We start from the raw sequence: 16,940 nt of genomic DNA, 5'->3' as shown, positions 1-16,940 counted from the left end.
CCGTCCCACGCTCGTCCCAGCAGCCGGACGAAGCCGCAGGCCGAGCGGCTGACGCCGTCCCAGCGTCCCGCCGGCATCCGATTCCTTGCCGGTGGCCGGTGCGCCCTGCCAGCGTCAACTCGCGCTCCACAGAAGCCGATTCCAGAGAGGGACCACGATGACCGCACGAGCTCACCGCATGGCCTCAGGCCTCGCCACGGCGCTGCTGGTCGCCGCCGTCGGCCTGGCCGGGGCGCCTCCGACCGGCGCCGCGCCCCAGGCGGCCACAGCCCCCGCCGCGGCGTTCACCGAACCCGCCGCATGCCCGTGGTCGGGGGGCCACCCCGTCCTGCGACCGGGGACCTCCGATCCGGCGCTGCGGCACCTGCACTGCCTGCTCGGACTCCACGGCTACGTCCTTGCCCCCTACGACGGCGTCTACGGTCCCGCCTTCATCGCGACGGTGAAGAGGTTCCAGGCCGAGCACGAGCTGGCCGGGGGCGGGGTCGTCGACGCGGCGACCTGGGAGGCACTGCACACGTTCCCCTCGGAACTCTCCACGTGACAGACGTGACGTCGCGGAGGTCAGCGCGCCGCGGCGGAGGCCGACGCACTCGAGGTCGGATGCAGGGCCCGCTCGCAGTGGGCCCAGTCATGGAAGTCGTGTTTGCGGCTCCACAGGCGCAGCGCGGCCTGGATGTTCCACTCGGGGTCCAGCGCCTTGCGCGGTGTGCCCCCCAGCTCCCGCAGACGTCCGTCGGAGATCTGGAACAGCCCCCAGTTCCTGGTGCCGTTGGTGTTCGGCAGAACGTACAGCGGGTCCAGGAAGGACTGGCAGTCGGCTATGGCGAGGGCGTCGTTGGGCACCTCGTTGAACACCTCACGGACACGCTCGCGGATCTTCTCCGGCGACCAGACGTTCAGGCGCACCTTGGACTCGTAGAGCGCCTTCTTCGTGTCGGCCCCGACGACACCGTTCGCGGGGAGGCCGGCGAGCACCTGGAACGCCGTCACACGGCGCAGCGTCTGCGGCCCGAAGTCGCTGTCCACGTCGATGTCGGCCCCGCGCCACCGCAGCAGCCGTTGCACCTCGCGTACGCACGCGTCGTGCTGGCCCATGCCGACCACGGGTTGGCAGGAGGCCGAGAACAGCAGCCGCTGCTCGTCGGGTTCGGCGCTGCCCAGGGGCCAGGTGCCGAAGGACGCTCCGTACGCCGCGGCGACGAGCAGGACGGCCGCGACGGCTGCGACCACGACGAGCCGACGGTCCTTCAGCAGCCGTCTTCCCCCGCCTGCGGCCGGGGGTTCCGGCTGCGTCGGCGCGGCAGCCCGGTGCGGCGCCTCTGCCGGAGGAGGCTCCGGGGCAGCAGCCTCAAGGGCCGTCGTCGTGTCGTCCGGCCCGGTTTCCGCGCTCGTTTCCCGCGTGTTCTGCGGCGGCTCCGGCACGCTTCGCGGCGCCCGCTCCACGTCGGCCAGGGCCCACAGACGGTGCAGTTCACGCAGTTCCGCGGCCGTCGCCCCGCAGGCCGTGGCGACCCTGTGGGCCGCCCCGTAGTCCTGCGGAAGGGACAGGCCCGCGCAGTAGCGGTGCAGGCTCGAGCGGCTGATGCCGGACTTCAGCGCGAGTGCCTCGTAGCTGTGCCCGGCTCGCTCCTTCAGCATGCGCAACCGCGTGGCGAACCGCTCGAGTTCTGCGTATTCACTCATGATTCCCCCCTGTTCCGCGGCCCGCCGGTCGCCGTCCCCACGGCGTTCCAGCGGCTCGGTGCAGGCTTGGGCCGGAACAGGTCAGCGTCCCGGCATCTCGATGTGCTGCAGGCAGCTTGGCAGGTTCAGAGCAATTTCAGCAGCCATCTCCGGGGGCGCGTGCCGCACCCCGCGTCTGCGGCATGATCGGCCGGGCAGGCCCTGGGGTTCACGGCCGGCCCGGCCGGCGCCTTTCCGTCGGCCGCCCCGGGGCTGCGCGGGTGCAGTGACGCGAGCGCTCCAGGGGCGGGCGCCGCATGCCGACGGCAGCCGTCCGGCCCGTCGACCAATTTCTTCAGGAGGAACGGATGCGACCGAGGACGCTTCGCCGAGGTCTGGCCTTCGCGAGTGCCTTGATCATGCTCGGGTTCGGGTCGGCGGCGGCCGACGCGGCGGAGAGCGACGCCACGGCCGCGATCGCCGTCTGCGGCCACACCGCCGAACAGCCGCTACTGCGACAGGGATCCACCGGTCTGGCGACGCTCGAAGCGCAGTGCGAGCTCAACCTGGCCACCAAGCACGGCAGTTACTCGCCGATAGCGGTGGACGGGAGTTTCGGGCCCGGCACCGCGGAACGGGTCCAGACGTTTCAGCGGTGTGCGGGGCTGACCGCCGACGGTGAGATCGGCCCCCTCACCTGGGCCGCGCTGAACACCTGGTCAGCGCACCCGCGTTCATGCGCGCCCGCAGGGACGCCGGGCGTCGCGCAGGTGTCCGTGTGCGGGCACACGGACACCCGACCCACGCTACGCCGGGGCGCGAAAGGCGTCGAGGTCAAGGAGGTGCAGTGTCGTCTGAACCTGGCGATGGAGCCGGGTTACTACCCCCCGCTGTCCATCGACGGCGACTTCGGCGGCGGAACCGAGAACCGGGTCGTCGATTTCCAGCGGTGCGCCGGCCTGAGCGCCGACGGGGTCGTCGGGCCGAACACCTGGGCCAGACTTGCCGACTGGTCGAGCCGGAACCTGTACTGCACGCCGCCCCGCCCGGCCGGCTACCCGATCGACGGTCTGGACACCGCCAAGTACCAGCATCCGAACGGGGCGCCCATCGACTGGGCCGCGGTGCGGGCCTCCGGCGTCGAGTTCACCACCGTCAAGGCCACCCGGGGCCTCAACGTGACCGACGAATACCTCGCCGCCGACCTGGACGGCGCCAGGGCGGCGGGACTCGCCGTCGCGCCCTACCACTTCTACACGGCCTCCTCCCCCGACACCGGAACCGCCCAGGCCGACCGGTTCATCGCCGCGGTACGCGCGGTCGGCTACACCGGGCAGCGTCCCGGCGACCTGCCGCCGGTCTTCGACCTGGAGCGCGCGGACGACGGCAGTGAGGGCTGTCCCGCCTATGCCTCGGTCTCCGACGCCAAGGCCTGGCTCGACACGGTGGAAGCGGCGTTCGGCCGGAAGCCCGTCATCTACACCCAGAAGTCCTTCCTCGACGACTGCCTGGGCTCGACCACCGCCTTCGCCGCGTACCCCCTCCAGCTCGCGGACTACCGTCGGTCGATCACCGAGCCGCCGCTGCCGAACGGCTCCAGCACCTGGCTCATGTGGCAGTACACCGATGCCGCGCTCTTCGACGGCATCGCGGCCCCGGCCACCGCGGACGTCTTCAACGGCACCCAGGCCGACCTCGACCGCCTGGCCAACCGGTGAGCCGCTGAGCCGTTGACCGGTGAAGCCCCCCGGGCACGGCGGCGGAGCGGCCCGAGGTGCGCGCCGGTCCTGCCGGGGGGAAGCTGACGATCATGGCACGCAAGAGCGGGCGGCCCGGTGAGGGGCACGACGTGGAGACGGTTCTCGACGAGCTCTACGCCACGCCGCCGTCCGACTTCGTCTCCCGACGTGAGCAGCTGGCAGCCGAGGCGAAGGCGGCCGGCCGCGGGGAGGACGTCCGTCGGATCCGTGCCGCCCGCCGCCCCACGCTCGCCGCCTGGGCGGCCAACCTGCTGCTGCGCTCGCAGCCGCAGGAGAGTCAACGGTTCCTGGAGCTGGGGCGGGCGCTGCGCGAGGCGTACCGTGCCCTGGACGCCGACGGGATCAGGGAGCTGTCCGAGCAGCGCCGGACGGTCGTCGCCGCGTTGTCCCGGCAGGCGGCCGAGTTGGCTCGGGACGCCGGGCACGTCCTGTCGGGCACCGCCCGGCAGGACGTGGAAGCCACCCTGCGCGCCGTCCTCGCCGATCAGGACGCGGCAGACCGGTGGGCCGGCGGCCGCCTGGAGAGCACCCTCACCCCGCCGGCGGACTTTCCCTCGGGCCACGCCGAGGCAGCAGGACCGGCGCGCGCGCCGAGCCGGGCGGCGGCTGCGACGCCCTCCGCGCGATCGCGGGCGAAGGACGAACTCGCCGAGCGGCGCCGCCAGCGGCAGGAGCAGCTCGCTCCGGCCCGGCGGGCGGCCGAGGCGGCTGACCAGCGGCTCCGTGAGCTGCACGCCGAGCAGGCGGACGCCGAAGCGGTGCTGCAACGGGCCCGTGAGCGGCACGACCGGGTCGTTCAGCAGGAGTCCGCCGCCGAGCAGCGGCTGCGCCAGGCCCGCCAGGAGCTCCAGCGGGCCGACCAGGAACGGAGCGAGGCCGAGAAACGGCTTCAAGCGACCGTCGACGCCGTGTCCCGGGCCGGGCAGACGGCCCGGGACGCCGCACGGGAGGTGGCACGCCTGTCCGGCGCCCCCCGGCCGGGCCCCCCGCTGACATGCCCCCGGTGACCTGCGGACATTGCGCCGGCCGGGCGGGTCGCACCCCGGGGGACGTGCCGCCTGGTCAGGGGCGTCCGGTGGTGCGACGCTGGAGGCAGGAGGGCGTCCGACAAGGGACGAGCCGGGAGGGCCGATGGGACGTGACGTCCCGGCGCTGGTCTTCACCCGCGAGGACCGCCGCCGGTACCGGATCAAGATGCAGGAGTGCCTCGAGGTGTTCGCGCAGATGCTGCGCGAGTCGCGGTTCGAGTCCGAGCGGCCCCAGGTCGGTCTGGAGATCGAGCTGAACCTGGTCGACGACGAGGCCGAGCCGGCGATGCGCAACAGCGACGTCCTCGACGCGATCGCGGACCCCGCGTGGTCCACCGAGCTGGGCCGCTTCAACCTCGAGATCAACGTTCCGCCCCGCCGCCTGACGCAGGGCGGCCCCGACGCCTGGGAGTCCGAGATCCGCGCCGCGCTCAACCACGCCGAGCAGCGCGCCAGGTCGGTCGGCACCCATCTGATCATGGTCGGCATCCTGCCCACCCTGCGGCAGGAGGACGTCGGCGAGGGGGCGCTGTCGGAGAACGCCCGCTACCGGCTGCTCAACGACCAGGTGTTCGCGGCGCGGGGTGAGGATCTGCACATCGAGTTGGACGGCGTCGACCGGCTGCGGACCTACGCGGACACCATCACCCCGGAGGCCGCCTGCACCAGCACCCAGTTCCATCTTCAGGTCTCCCCCGACGAGTTCGCCGCCTACTGGAACGCGGCGCAGGCGATCGCCGGGATCCAGGTGGCGCTCGCGGCCAACTCGCCTTTCCTGTTCGAGAGGGAGTTGTGGCACGAGACCCGGATCCCGCTGTTCGAGCAGGCCACCGACACCCGCCCGCAGGAGATCAAGGTGCAGGGAGTACGGCCCCGGGTGTGGTTCGGAGAGCGGTGGATCACCAGCGTCTTCGACCTGTTCGAGGAGAACCTGCGGTACTTCCCGGCGCTGCTGCCGCTGTGCGACGAACAGGACCCGCGGGAGACGCTGGCGCGGGGAGACGTCCCCGAACTGGCGGAGCTGACGCTGCACAACGGCACGATCTACCGCTGGAACCGTCCGGTCTACGCCGTCGCCCACGACCAGCCGCACGTGCGCGTGGAGAACCGTTGTCTGCCGGCCGGTCCGACGGTCGCCGACACCCTCGCCAACGGCGCGTTCTACTACGGCCTCACCCGCGCTCTGGTGGAGGAGGAGCGGCCGGTGTGGTCACGGATGTCCTTCCAGGCCGCCGAGGACAATCTGCACACCGCCGCGCGGCACGGGATCGAGGCCCGGCTGTACTGGCCCGGGATGGGTGAGGCGCCGGTGCCCGAGCTCGTCCTGCGGCGTCTGCTGCCGCTGGCGCACCGGGGGCTGGAGCTCTCCGGCATGGACGCGGCCTGGCGGGAGCCGTTGCTCGGCATCATCGAGCAGCGCTGTGTCACGGGCCGCAACGGGGCCGTCTGGCAGAAGGAGACGTTCCACCGCGTCACCGCTTCCGCTCACGCCGGTCGCCACGAGGCGCTGCGGCGGATGACGCAGCTCTACATCGACTACATGCACCTCAACGCCCCCGCGCACACCTGGCCGGTCGACTGAGGGACCCCCGTCCGGGGGGCGAGACGGGACCCGCTGTGTGGCGGCACTCCCGGGACCGTGCAGGATAGGGGTATGACGAGCAAGGTCTACTTCGACATCACCATCGACGACAAGCCCGCTGGGCGCATCAACTTCAACCTGTACGACGACGTCGTCCCCAAGACGGCGGAGAACTTCCGTGCGCTGGCCACCGGCGAGAAGGGCTTCGGCTACGCCGGTTCTTCCTTCCACCGGGTCATCCCCGCCTTCATGCTCCAGGGCGGCGACTTCACCCGCGGCAACGGCACCGGCGGCAAGAGCATCTACGGCGAGAAGTTCGCCGACGAGAACTTCTCCCTCAAGCACGACCGGCCGGGGCTGCTGTCCATGGCCAACGCCGGCCCGAACTCCAACGGCTCGCAGTTCTTCATCACCACGGTCGTGACCGAATGGCTGGACGGCAAGCACGTGGTGTTCGGCGAGGTCGCCGACGACGAGAGCATGGCCCTCGTCAAGAAGATCGAGGCGCTCGGCTCGCGCAACGGCGCGACGTCGGCGAAGATCACCATCTCGGCGTCCGGTCAGCTCTGACCTCGCCCTGAACCGCCCACCTGCCGGCCGGGGGCCCGCCCCGGCCGGCTGCGAGGCGCCTGCGCTCCCGGTGCACGGGGGCGAAAGCGGTCGCCGTGGGGGGCGGCGCGCTGTTAGCTTGCGGGCGTGGATCTCTTCTCGCGTTCCTGGGCCGCGTTGCGTACGGCGGTCGCCGAACTTCCGGACGAGGATTTCGCACGGCCGTCCGGCTGCGCCGGCTGGCTGGTGCGGGACTTGGTGTGCCACCTGATCGTCGACGCCCAGGACGTCCTGATCACCCTCGTCACGCCCGCCGAAACGGAACCGACCCGGGACGCGGTGACCTACTGGAACCTCGTCGAAGCCCCGACCGGTGACGATCCGCTCGACGCGCTGACCGTCCGGCTGGCCGCCGCTTACGAAGAGCCGTGGCTGCTCAAGTTCCATCTGGACGACGTCGGTTCCGCCGCCGGTCGGGCCGCCGAGCTCGCGGATCCGTCGGTGCGGGTCGGCACCCGGGACGTGGTGCTGACCACGGGCGACTACCTCTTGGCGTACGTCCTGGAATGGACGCTGCACCACCTCGACCTGATCGCGCACCTCCCGAACGCGGTGGAACCGCCCGCCGAGGGGCTCGCCCGGTCCCGCGAGCTGCTGGAGAAAATCGCCGGCACCGCGTTTCCCCCGTCTTTCTCCGACACGGACGCCTTGCTGATCGGCACCGGTCGGCGTGTCCCGGACGAGGCGGAACAGACCGAGCTGGGTGAGCTGAGTCAGCTGGCCGCGAAGCTCCCCCTCGTCCTCGGTTGATCTGCGCCGAAAGCGGTCACCGCTGCCGGAAAGTCGGTTGATCGGCGGCCCCGCGTCGAAGAGGGTCTGTGGGCATGGAGTTCTTCTGTTACCACCGCGACCGGCCCGGCTCCGGCGCATTGCGCGACGAGCTGGTGGAAGAGCACTGGTCCTACATGGACCGGTTCACGGCGGAGTTGATCGCTCGCGGCCCGACCTTCACCGACGACGGCGACACCGCCACGGGCAGCGTGCACATCGTCGACCTGCCGGATCCCGCCGCCGCCCGCGCGTTCGCCTTCGACGAGCCCAACTACCAGGCAGGCGCCTACCGGGACGTGCTGGTGCGCCGGTGGCGCAATCTGCTGGGGCGCACCATGTGGGACTTCCCCGGTGGCCGAACCGGTGGCGACCGGTTCCTGGTGCTCGGCCTCGGCTCGGGAGAGGCCGCCGACCTCGCCGTACCGTCCGACCGGGACGACCTGATCGCGTACGGGCCGCTGCTGTCCGACGACGGCGTCGGCTGGCTGGGGACGGCGGTGCTGCTCCGGGCCGCGGACCCGGACTCGGCACGCGCCGTCCTGACCCCGGACCGTTATGCCGACATCGAGGTCCACCACTGGGAGTTCGGCGGGCGACGGTGACGGAAGAAGTCCGCGCCGATCTCAGCCGGGTCAGCGGCGGCCGGCCGTCTCATCCGGCATCGAGGTAGTCGGCGACGAGCGCTGCGAACTCGTCGGGGGTGGCGAGGCGGATGCCGAGGGTCTCGGCCTTGGCTCGTTTGGAGCCGGCGCCTTCTCCGGCGACGACCAGGGCAGTCTTCTTGGAGACGCTGGAGGAGGACCGGCCGCCCGCACGTTCGACGAGCTCGTTCATCTGGTTGCGGCTGAGTTTCTCCAGGACCCCGGTCATCGCGCCGGTGACCACCACCGCCATGCCGGCCAACGGCCCGCCCGTCGCATCCGTGCCCTCCGTGAGCTCCGCGGCCTCCCCGCCGTCGGCGGTGTCACCGGTCGTCCGGGCGGGCGGGGTCGCTCCGGGCTCCGTCATGTTCACGCCTGCCGCGACGAGTTTGTCGATGAGCGGGCCCAGTTCGGCGAGTTCGGCGACGATGGACGGGGCCTTCTCGGCGCCGATGCCCTCGACCTGCTGGATCGTCTCGGCGTCGGCGGCGCGGAGGTCGTCCATGGTGGCGAAGTACCGGGCGATGCGACGGGACATGGAACGCCCGGTGCCGCGCACGCCGAGCGCGCACAGCACTCTCGACAGCGGCTGCGCCTTGGCCGTGGCAAGGGCGGCGAGAAGGTTGTCGGTGCTGGTCTCCCCCATCCGCTCCAGCCCCAGCAACTGGTCGCGGGTGAGGGCGAACAGGTCGGCGAGGTCCGTGACGAGGCCCGCGTCGACCAGTTGGACGACCCGGGTGTGGCCGAGGCCTTCGATGTCGAGCTGGTCGCGTCCGGCGGCGTAGGAGAGGGCGGCGACGAGGTGGCAGTTGCGGCCGTTGGTGCAGCGCCAGCGCTGCTCACTGGTGTCGATGGCCGATCCGCACCGCGGGCAGGCCTCGGGGAAGACGATGGGCTGTTCCTCGCCGGTGCGCAGGTGGGCGACGGGGGCTTCGACGCGGGGGATGACGTCCCCGGCCCGGTGGACCATGACCGGGTCGCCGAGGCGCAGGTCGCGGCGGGTGGTGTCGGCCGGGTTGTGCAGGGTGGCGTAGGTGATGGTGGAGCCGTCGATCTCCACCGGCTCCAGGACGGCCCGGGGCGCGATGATGCCGGTGCGGCCCACGTTCCACTCCACCGCCAGCAGCCGGGTGATCTTCTCCACAGCCCGGAGTTTGAAGGCGATCGCCCAGCGTGGGGCCCGCGAACCCGATCCGGCGGTTCGCTGGTCCGCGGCCAGGTCGGCCTTGACGACGACCCCGTCGATCCCGAACGGCAGAGCGGGGCGCAGTGCGGCGATCTCGGCCACGCGGTCCAGGACGGCCTCCACGGAGTCGGCGGTGCTGCCGGGCACCGCGGTGCTCGCGGTGGTGTTCACCCCGTACGCGACGGCACGCTGCATGAGGTCGCTGTGCGCGCACTCCCCCAACTCCTCGGCCTGCGCCGGATCGGTGTCGGCGAGGGGCAGCAGGCCGTAGGCGAAGAACGTCATCGGCACCGTGTAGGCGCGCTCCCTGGCCCGCAGGGTGCCTGCCGCCGCGTTGCGCGGGTTCGCGAACGGCGCACCGCCGTGCGCGGCGCGGACCTCGCCTGCGTGCTCGAACTGGGCGGTCGTCATGAGGACTTCGCCGCGCACCTCCACGGTGACCGGCTCCGCCAGTTCGCCCGGCAGGCCCTCGATGGCGCCGATGGCGTGCGAGACGTCCTCCCCGGCCGTCCCGTCGCCCCGCGTGATCAGCCGCGTCAGACGGCCGCGGGTGTAGCGGGCCGCTATCGCCAGCCCGTCCAGCTTCGGCTCGACGCTGAACCGGGTCACGTCGTGGCCGAGACGCCGGGCGAGCGACGCGGTCCACGCGGTGAACTCCTCGGGCGAGAACACGTTGTCGAGGCTCAGCATCGCCACGGTGTGCGGAACATCGCCCTGCACCGCTCCGCCGGCCACCTTCCCGGTCGGGGAACCCGCCAGCACCTGCTCGGGGTGCTCGGCCTCAAATGCCGCGATGGCGCGCACCAGACGGTCATAGGCGTCGTCGTCCAGCACCGACGTGCCGGCCCCGTAGTAGGCGGCCGACGCCTGCACCGCATCCTCGACCGCCTGCGCATAGGCGACGGCATCCACGATCACTGCATCGCGTGTTGTCATACGTCACATCCTGCCTGCCACCACTGACAACGCCCGGACCCTCGACGGCTGCGACGCGTGGGTCGGCCCGGCGCAGGAGTCAGTGGGCGGCGGGCGGTCGCCGCTTCGTCGCCCTGCGCAGCCGCAGCGCCAGCAGCAGGGCCGAGCCGCCGAAGAGCACGGCGGTGATCAGCAGCCAGCGGGTGAGGAACACGTCCGGCGACAGTCCGGTGGCCGTTCGGTAGCGCTGGTCCACCCTGCCGCCGATCAGCGGGAACCACACGAGCAGCAGCAAGGCCGAGAGGGCCGCCGGGACACGGAGGTACATGGTCCGCTCCCGGTGGCCGGCCGCGCCGAGCCCCCGCGCGAGCGCCCGGTCGGCCGCCGCGTACAGCGGTACCAGGACGAGGTCGTGCAGCAGCGCCGCGCCCACGATCCACAGCGCGACACCGAACCAGTCGTCCGCGAGGAGGCGCACGCCCGCATAGGCGGCGAGCGCGAACGAACAGGCGAGCAGCAGCAGTTGGAAGGGGCTGCCCCACGGGATCGGGCGTCGCATCACAGGTCTCCGAATGTCATCCGGGCCACCCACTTGGTGTTCAGCACCCCGGGCGCGGCGGGCACGATCACCCGCGCCGGGTGGCCGTGGTCGGGTGAGAGCTCCTCGCCGTTGACGTACAGGGCGAGCAGGGACCGCGGGTCCGCGACCTGGTTGGCGCGCAGGGCGGCGTGCCGGAAGGCGCCGTGTCGCTGGAGGGACTCCACGAACAGGTCCGGCGGGTCGTCCTCGTACCCGACGAGCGCGGCGAGGTCGCGCAGCCGCACGCCGCGCCACCACTGGTCGGACGTCGACCAGCCCTCGACGCAGGCGATGGGCAACGCCGAGCTGTGCAGCGGCAGTTCGGCGAGCTGGGCGCGGCTGAGTCGGACGGCGCCCGTGCGTCCGGTGACCACGAGCCGCCAGGCGTCCGCGCTCGTCTCGGCCGGGTCGATGACGGCGTAAGCGGCGGTCTTGTTGATCTGGAAGCCGTTCGGGCCGCCGCCGGGTTCGGCTCCGCCGTGCGGGGCGAGGAGGGCCGTGCGGCGCAGGGCGTCGACGTTCTGCCCCACCGTCGTCAGGAACAGCAGCAGCGAGCCGCCCCCGACGAACCACAACGCGCCGCGCCGGGAGACGGTCGGCTCGCCGGGGCGCGGGGACACCAGGTCGTCCCGCTCCTCGCGCGGGCGCCGCAGGTTGCGCAGCGCCTTGGGCGTCTTCAGGACGGCGTGGGCGACGAACGCGGCGAAGAACACCCACGCGCCGTAGAAGTGCAGGGGGTAGAAGGAGCCGGGGAAGACGTAGTCGAGCTGGATGTTGAGGACGCCGGTCGTGAACTCGAACAGCCCGCCGCCGACCAGCAACAGCAGGGAGATCCGCTCCAGGGCGTGGGCGAGCGAGCGGGCCGGCGGCAGCGCGAACAGCTTCGGCGCCACCGACCACAGCTTGGCCAGCAGGACGGGGATCAGGGTGATGCCGAGGGTGACGTGCACACCCTGGTTCAGCCGGTACAGCCAGTGGGGGTTCGTCGGCCAGGCGAACAGATAGAAGCCGAGGAGCCCCTTCTCCGGGGTCTGGTCGTTCACCGGCGCGAGGTCCGGGTTGTAGGCGGCGTACGAGACCAGCCCCGTCACGAACAGCACGGTGATGCCGACGAGCAGGACCAGGCCGAGCACCGAGGTGAACCGGGGGCCGCGCACGGGGCTGCGCCAGAAACGGGGAGAGGTCGGGAGCCGTGGGTCGTCTCGCATGCCCCGACCGTAGGCCGGGACACCCGGGGCAGAGCGTGCACGCCCCATGCCGAAACGCTGACGCCCGGCCCGCGACCCGCCACTCGGCCTAACGGCTGTCCCGTAATCCCTGGCGGGCGCGCGACGACAGCTACGGCTCCCCCACGCTCGGCTTCGCTCGCGCGGGAGGGACCCCCACCGCCGCGTCGTCGGAACGTCCGCATACATCCGGTGTGCGGACGTCCCTCCGCCTTGCGATGCACCGCATCTGACGCCGCACGCTGGCCAGGGATGACGGGACAGCCCTTGGCACGCCCGTGTGAATGCCGCCCCACGCTCCGCCGAGCCGCGTGCCCCGCGCTCCGGCCGCGGCGCCTTGCCGGCCTCCGCCGCGACCCGTGCGCGGCCGGGGCCGCCGCCCTGCCCGTGACACCGGCCGTGCCGACCGGCCGCCACACCCAGCACGCCCAGCACACCCTGCGGAGTCAACTCGCTGCCAGGCCGGTGACGGGGAGCGCCCGGCTGCGGTCAGCTCGACTCGCGCACCACCAGCCGGCACGGGACGGTGTGCACGCCGGGCCGTGGCTCGGTGTCGATCGCCCGGAGCAGTTCCAGGGCCGCGATCCGACCGATCTCGGCGAGGTTGGTGTCGATGGTGGTGAGGGGCGGGCGGCTGGCCAGGGCCATGGTGTCCCAGTTGTCGTAGCCGACGACGGCGATGTCGCCCGGGACCGACACTCCGCGCTCGCGCAGCGCGTCCGCCACGCCCCGTGCGATCTGGTCGTTGCCGCAGAAGAACGCGTCGGTGTCGGGGGCGGTGCGCAGTACGGCGTCGGCGGCGCGCCGGCCCCAGGCCTCGCTCCACTCGCCGAAGTGGATCCGTCCGGTCGACGGTTCGAGGGAGGCGCTCGCCAGTTGCCCGACCGCGTACTGGGCTCGTTCGCGGGCGGCGGCGTGGTGTTCCGGGCCGGTGACGTGGGCGATCCGGGTGCGTCCGGTGGCCACCAGGTGCTCGATCGCCAGTCGCGCGCCGCCTCGGTCGTCGGTGACGACGGAGGTGTCGGACGGGTCGGTGGACGGGGACAGCGCGTAGACGACGGGGACGGAATCGACGCCGGGCAGGGGAGGGCGTGGGTCGGTGCGGCGGCCGGTGACGATGATGCCGTCCACCCGGCGGTCCATGAGGTTGCGCAGATGGTGCTGCTCGCGGATGGCGTCGCCGCGGGTGTCGCACAGCAGGACGGAGATCTTCCCGGCGCCGAGCGCGTCCTCGGCGCCGAGCAGCACGGGTGTGCTGAACCGGCCTATCCCGTCGGTCGTCATCAGGCCGACCGTCCAGCTGCGGCCGCTGTGCAGGCTCTGCGCGTGCTGATTGGGCCTGAATCCCAGCTCCGCGACCGCGTCCAGCACTCGTTGACGCGTCTCGGGACGCATCCGTCCGCCGCCGTTCAACGCCTTCGAGGCCGTGCCGACGCTGACGCCGGCGAGGGCGGCGACATCGGTCAGCCGGGCCCGGCCGTCGGGGAGAGAGCCTGGAGCAGAGGTCACGGGCAAGCCTTTTCCTCGATGCCTCGATGATAGGGACGCCCGACATGGTGGCAGGCGACGGAGCCGTGCGCCAGCCCAGGGGAAAAACCAAAAAACTCTTGCGGCGACTCTTGACCGGATAGGTCCGCTGCCCTCTACTTTCACGACGAGAAAACGGTTGCGCAAAACAGGCCCCGACGAGCTCGTCGCTCACCCTCGTCGCCCTCACCCCCGGAGAGTCATGCCCCGCACCCGCTCCACCCCGCCCGCCCCGGGACCGGTCCGCCTCGGCCCCGAAGCGCATGCCGTGCTGCGCCCCGCCGCCGTCGGCATCGACACGGGTTTCTGGCACCACCGCCGTACCACCAACGCGCACGTCTCCCTCCCCCAGGGGCCGGGTCTGCTGGAGTCCGCGGGGAACCTGCACAACCTGCGGCTCGCGGCCGGTGCGGCCGAGGGCGAGTTCCAGGGCGCATACCCCTTCGTGGACACGGACGTCTACAAGTGGCTGGAGGCGGCCTCCTGGCAGCTCGCCCAGGCCCCGGACGACGACGTCGCCGCCGAACTGGCCGCCGAGGTCGCCCGGATCGTCGACCTGGTGGCCGCCGCCCAGCAGCCCGACGGCTATCTCAACACCTGGTTCCAGCTGGTCAAGGACGGGCAGCGCTATCAGGACCTGCGCTGGGGCCACGAGTTGTACTGCGCGGGCCATCTCATCCAGGCCGCCGTCGCCCACCATCGCGCCACCGGACGCCGCGAACTCCTCGACGTGGCGATCCGGTTCGCCGACCAGGTCGACTCCGTGTTCGGCCCGCCCGGCAGCGGCAAACCCATCGACGGCGTCGACGGTCACCCCGAGGTGGAGACCGCCCTGGTGGAGCTGTACCGGGAGACCGGGGAGCGCCGCTACCTGGAGCTGGCCGGCTACTTCGTCGACCGGTACGGCCACGGCCTGCTGGGCGGCGAGGCCTACTGCCAGGACCGGGTTCCGCTGCGTGAGTCGACGAACGTCGAGGGGCACGCCGTACGGCAGTTGTATCTGCTGGCGGGGGCGGCCGACCTGGCGACGGAGACCGGGGACGCCGAACTGCGGGCGGCGGGCGAGCGGTTGTGGCGGGCGATGACCGCCACCAAGACCCACCTCACCGGCGGGCTCGGCGCGCATCACGACGAGGAGGACTTCGGCGACCCGTACGAGCTGCCCAACGAGCGCGCCTACTGCGAGACCTGCGCCGCCATCGCCTCGGTCCAGTGGAGCTGGCGGATGGCCCTGCTCACGGGTGAGGCCCGCTACTCCGACCTGGTCGAACGCACCCTCTACAACGGCTTCCTGGCCGGTGTCTCCCTGGACGGCGAGCGCTGGCTGTACGTCAATCCGCTCCAGGTCCGCGACGGCCACACCGACACCGGCGGCGACCAGTCGGCCCGCCGCACCCGCTGGTTCCGCTGCGCCTGCTGCCCGCCCAACGTGATGCGGCTGCTGGCGAGCCTGGAGCACTACCTGGCCAGCACCGACGACACGGGCCTGCAGATCCACCAGTACGTCGCCGGGCGCTACACCGCCGAGGGCGTCGCCGTACGCGCCGAGACCGAGTACCCCTGGCACGGCGCCGTCCGCCTCACCGTCGAGGAGACCCCCGCCGACCGTCCCTGGACGCTGTCCCTGCGCGTGCCGCAGTGGTGCCGCGACTTCCGGGTGCGCTGCGGGGAGCAGACGTACGACACTGCGGTGTCGGACGGCTGGCTGCATCTGGAGCGCACCTGGGCGCCCGGCGACGAAGTGGTCCTGGAGCTGGGGCTCGAACCCCGGCTGACCTCGGCCGATCCGCGGGTGGACGCGGTACGCGGCTGTGTCGCGATCGAGCGGGGGCCGCTCGTGTACTGCCTGGAGCAGGCCGACCATCCGGGCGGCGGCCTGGACGACCTCGTCCTCGACCCGACCCGGCCGCTCGCTGTGAAGCACCGCCCGGACCTGCTCGGCGGTGTCACCACGGTCGTGGCGGCCGGCCACCGGCGCACCGTGCCCGAGCGGGACTGGTGGCCGTACACCCCCACGGACACCGCGCAGGCCGCCGGGCCCGCCGCCGGCGATCCCGTCGAGCTGACCGCCGTCCCCTACTACGCGTGGGCCAACCGCGAGGACGGCAGCATGCGCGTCTGGCTGCCCCTCTCCTGAGCTCCTCCTGCTCCTGAACTCCCCCTGCTTCTGCGCCACTTCTCTACGACAACGAGGTCACCCCGTGATATCGACCCGCCGCACCCTCCTCGCCGCGCTCGCCGCCGTCGGCACCCTCGCCTCCCTCACTGCCTGCTCGAGCGGCTCCGACGGCTCGGGATCGTCCGACGCAGCCGGCGGGACCTACACCTTCTGGGACCCGTACCCGCAGTTCGACGCGTCCTCGCCGTGGGGCAAGCGCGTCGGCGAGTGCGGGACGAAGGCGGGCGTCACCGTCAAGCGAACCGCGTACGACACCACCGACCTCGGCAACAAGGCGCTGCTCGCCGCCCAGCAGGGCAACGCTCCCGATGCGATGCTGGTGGACAACCCGGTCGTCTCCACGCTGGTCGAGGCGGGCATCCTCAACAAGACGAGCGACCTGGGCCTCGACACCAAGTCGATCCAGCAGAACATCATCGGCGCGGGCACCATCGACGACGCCGCCTACGGCATCCCGATCGGCGCCAACACCCTCGCTCTCTACTACAACAAGAAGGTGCTGACCGCGGCCGGCGTCGACCCGGCCTCCGTCAAGGACTGGAGCTCCCTCACGGCGGCCCTGAAGAAGGTCAAGGCGGCCGGGAAGAAGGGCATCACCTTCTCCGCGATCGGCACGGAGGAGGGCAGCTTCCAGTTCCTGCCCTGGTTCTGGGGGGCGGGCGGCGACCTGACGAAGCTCGACTCGGCGAAGGGCGTGGCCGCGCTGTCGCTGTGGAAGGGGTGGGTGGACGACGGGCTGGCCCCCAAGGACGTCCTGCAGAACACCCAGACCACCAGCTGGCAGGAGTTCGCCACCGGCGACTACGCGTTCGGCGAGAACGGCACCTGGCAGCTCGGCAACGCCGACAAGGCCGGCTTCGACTACGGCATCGTCAACGTCCCGGCGCAGAGCGGCGGTTCGGCGCCGGTGCCGACGGGCGGTGAGTTCGTCACCGTGCCCGTCCAGAAGGACACCGCGCGCTATGACGTCACGAAGAAGATCGTCACCTGTCTGACCAGCGACGCCAACCTGCTGGCCAGCGACACGACGCTGACGTATGTGGCGCCCACCGCCGCCGTCCAGGCCGAGCAGGTCAAGCAGAACCCGAAGCTCAAGCCGTGGGTGGACGCGGTGGCCGCGGCGCGCGGGCGCACCAGCGGCGGTCTGGGCACCAAGTACCCGACCATCTCGCAGCAGATGTGGACCGCCGTGCAGGCCGCGCTGTCGGGGAGCAAGAGCCCCAAGGACGCTCTCGACACGGCCCAGTCGGGCGCGCAGAAGGGCTAGGCGC

Annotated in this window: 14 protein-coding genes; 9 read left to right on the top strand and 5 right to left on the bottom strand. The window is 72.0% G+C overall.

Going from position 1 to position 16,940, the window contains the following annotated elements; all coding sequences use genetic code 11:
• Window positions 1–157: 157 nt before the first annotated feature.
• Window positions 158–544, top strand: a complete 387-nt coding sequence (locus tag ACIBAF_RS16550) for a peptidoglycan-binding protein (RefSeq protein ID WP_399463919.1) — start codon at window positions 158–160, stop codon at window positions 542–544.
• Window positions 545–564: 20 nt separating this feature from the next.
• On the opposite strand, the gene ACIBAF_RS16545 is transcribed toward ACIBAF_RS16550, so the two are convergent.
• Window positions 565–1,686 (bottom strand): helix-turn-helix domain-containing protein, encoded by a 1,122-nt coding sequence (locus tag ACIBAF_RS16545; RefSeq protein WP_399463918.1) that lies wholly within the window; start codon window positions 1,684–1,686, stop codon window positions 565–567.
• A 347-nt stretch (window positions 1,687–2,033) separates the two neighbouring features.
• Between ACIBAF_RS16545 and ACIBAF_RS16540 the strand changes: the two genes are divergently transcribed.
• From ACIBAF_RS16540 to ACIBAF_RS16515, 6 genes are all read left to right on the top strand, one after another.
• On the top strand, window positions 2,034–3,383 hold the full coding sequence (locus ACIBAF_RS16540) for a GH25 family lysozyme (RefSeq protein WP_399463917.1): 1,350 nt from the start codon (window positions 2,034–2,036) through the stop codon (window positions 3,381–3,383).
• A 92-nt stretch (window positions 3,384–3,475) separates the two neighbouring features.
• The gene (locus ACIBAF_RS16535; protein ID WP_399463916.1) at window positions 3,476–4,432 is read left to right on the top strand and encodes a hypothetical protein; all 957 of its coding nucleotides are present in this window, start codon (window positions 3,476–3,478) and stop codon (window positions 4,430–4,432) included.
• A 124-nt stretch (window positions 4,433–4,556) separates the two neighbouring features.
• On the top strand, window positions 4,557–6,035 hold the full coding sequence (locus ACIBAF_RS16530) for a glutamate--cysteine ligase (protein ID WP_399463915.1): 1,479 nt from the start codon (window positions 4,557–4,559) through the stop codon (window positions 6,033–6,035).
• 72 nt (window positions 6,036–6,107) lie between these two features.
• Complete coding sequence (locus ACIBAF_RS16525) at window positions 6,108–6,605, top strand: peptidylprolyl isomerase (RefSeq protein WP_399463914.1); 498 nt, start codon at window positions 6,108–6,110, stop codon at window positions 6,603–6,605.
• A gap of 126 nt (window positions 6,606–6,731) precedes the next feature.
• Window positions 6,732–7,394, top strand: coding sequence for a maleylpyruvate isomerase N-terminal domain-containing protein (locus ACIBAF_RS16520; protein WP_399463913.1), 663 nt, complete (start codon window positions 6,732–6,734; stop codon window positions 7,392–7,394).
• Window positions 7,395–7,468: 74 nt separating this feature from the next.
• A complete protein-coding gene (locus tag ACIBAF_RS16515; RefSeq protein WP_399463912.1) occupies window positions 7,469–8,017 on the top strand; it encodes a YciI family protein in 549 nt (182 codons plus the stop codon).
• Window positions 8,018–8,066: 49 nt separating this feature from the next.
• On the opposite strand, the gene ligA is transcribed toward ACIBAF_RS16515, so the two are convergent.
• The 4 genes from ligA to ACIBAF_RS16495 all read right to left on the bottom strand — a co-directional run bounded on the left by ligA (window position 8,067) and on the right by ACIBAF_RS16495 (window position 13,472).
• Window positions 8,067–10,178 (bottom strand): NAD-dependent DNA ligase LigA, encoded by a 2,112-nt coding sequence (gene ligA, locus ACIBAF_RS16510; RefSeq protein WP_399463911.1) that lies wholly within the window; start codon window positions 10,176–10,178, stop codon window positions 8,067–8,069.
• 79 nt (window positions 10,179–10,257) lie between these two features.
• Window positions 10,258–10,716: a hypothetical protein gene (locus ACIBAF_RS16505; protein WP_399463910.1), complete on the bottom strand. Its 459-nt coding sequence runs from the start codon at window positions 10,714–10,716 to the stop codon at window positions 10,258–10,260.
• Window positions 10,716–11,945: a molybdopterin-dependent oxidoreductase gene (locus ACIBAF_RS16500; protein WP_399463909.1), complete on the bottom strand. Its 1,230-nt coding sequence runs from the start codon at window positions 11,943–11,945 to the stop codon at window positions 10,716–10,718. The genes ACIBAF_RS16505 and ACIBAF_RS16500 overlap by 1 nt, the downstream gene beginning before the upstream one ends.
• A gap of 507 nt (window positions 11,946–12,452) precedes the next feature.
• On the bottom strand, window positions 12,453–13,472 hold the full coding sequence (locus ACIBAF_RS16495; protein WP_399463908.1) for a LacI family DNA-binding transcriptional regulator: 1,020 nt from the start codon (window positions 13,470–13,472) through the stop codon (window positions 12,453–12,455).
• Window positions 13,473–13,692: 220 nt separating this feature from the next.
• Here ACIBAF_RS16495 and ACIBAF_RS16490 point away from each other — a divergent pair, with 220 nt between their 5' ends.
• Together ACIBAF_RS16490 and ACIBAF_RS16485 are read left to right on the top strand one after the other, a co-directional pair.
• A complete protein-coding gene (locus ACIBAF_RS16490; protein WP_399463907.1) occupies window positions 13,693–15,627 on the top strand; it encodes a glycoside hydrolase family 127 protein in 1,935 nt (644 codons plus the stop codon).
• A 64-nt stretch (window positions 15,628–15,691) separates the two neighbouring features.
• A complete protein-coding gene (locus tag ACIBAF_RS16485; protein ID WP_399463906.1) occupies window positions 15,692–16,936 on the top strand; it encodes an extracellular solute-binding protein in 1,245 nt (414 codons plus the stop codon).
• The last annotated feature ends 4 nt before the right edge of the window (window positions 16,937–16,940 follow it).

Source organism: Streptomyces sp. NPDC051677, assembly GCF_044453465.1.
In the GTDB taxonomy this organism is placed as follows: domain Bacteria; phylum Actinomycetota; class Actinomycetes; order Streptomycetales; family Streptomycetaceae; genus Streptomyces.
Note: the sequence above shows the minus strand (reverse complement) of the source record. Positions and strands in the feature narration are given on the sequence as shown.

Coding starts and splice junctions, on each gene's coding strand:
- ACIBAF_RS16525 (WP_399463914.1), top strand. CDS start 6,108: ATGACGAGCAAGGTCTACTTCGACATCACCATCGACGACAAGCCCGCT.
- ACIBAF_RS16515 (WP_399463912.1), top strand. CDS start 7,469: ATGGAGTTCTTCTGTTACCACCGCGACCGGCCCGGCTCCGGCGCATTG.
- ACIBAF_RS16490 (WP_399463907.1), top strand. CDS start 13,693: ATGCCCCGCACCCGCTCCACCCCGCCCGCCCCGGGACCGGTCCGCCTC.
- ACIBAF_RS16535 (WP_399463916.1), top strand. CDS start 3,476: ATGGCACGCAAGAGCGGGCGGCCCGGTGAGGGGCACGACGTGGAGACG.
- ligA (WP_399463911.1), bottom strand. CDS start 10,178: ATGACAACACGCGATGCAGTGATCGTGGATGCCGTCGCCTATGCGCAG.
- ACIBAF_RS16505 (WP_399463910.1), bottom strand. CDS start 10,716: ATGCGACGCCCGATCCCGTGGGGCAGCCCCTTCCAACTGCTGCTGCTC.
- ACIBAF_RS16550 (WP_399463919.1), top strand. CDS start 158: ATGACCGCACGAGCTCACCGCATGGCCTCAGGCCTCGCCACGGCGCTG.
- ACIBAF_RS16500 (WP_399463909.1), bottom strand. CDS start 11,945: ATGCGAGACGACCCACGGCTCCCGACCTCTCCCCGTTTCTGGCGCAGC.
- ACIBAF_RS16545 (WP_399463918.1), bottom strand. CDS start 1,686: ATGAGTGAATACGCAGAACTCGAGCGGTTCGCCACGCGGTTGCGCATG.
- ACIBAF_RS16530 (WP_399463915.1), top strand. CDS start 4,557: ATGGGACGTGACGTCCCGGCGCTGGTCTTCACCCGCGAGGACCGCCGC.
- ACIBAF_RS16540 (WP_399463917.1), top strand. CDS start 2,034: ATGCGACCGAGGACGCTTCGCCGAGGTCTGGCCTTCGCGAGTGCCTTG.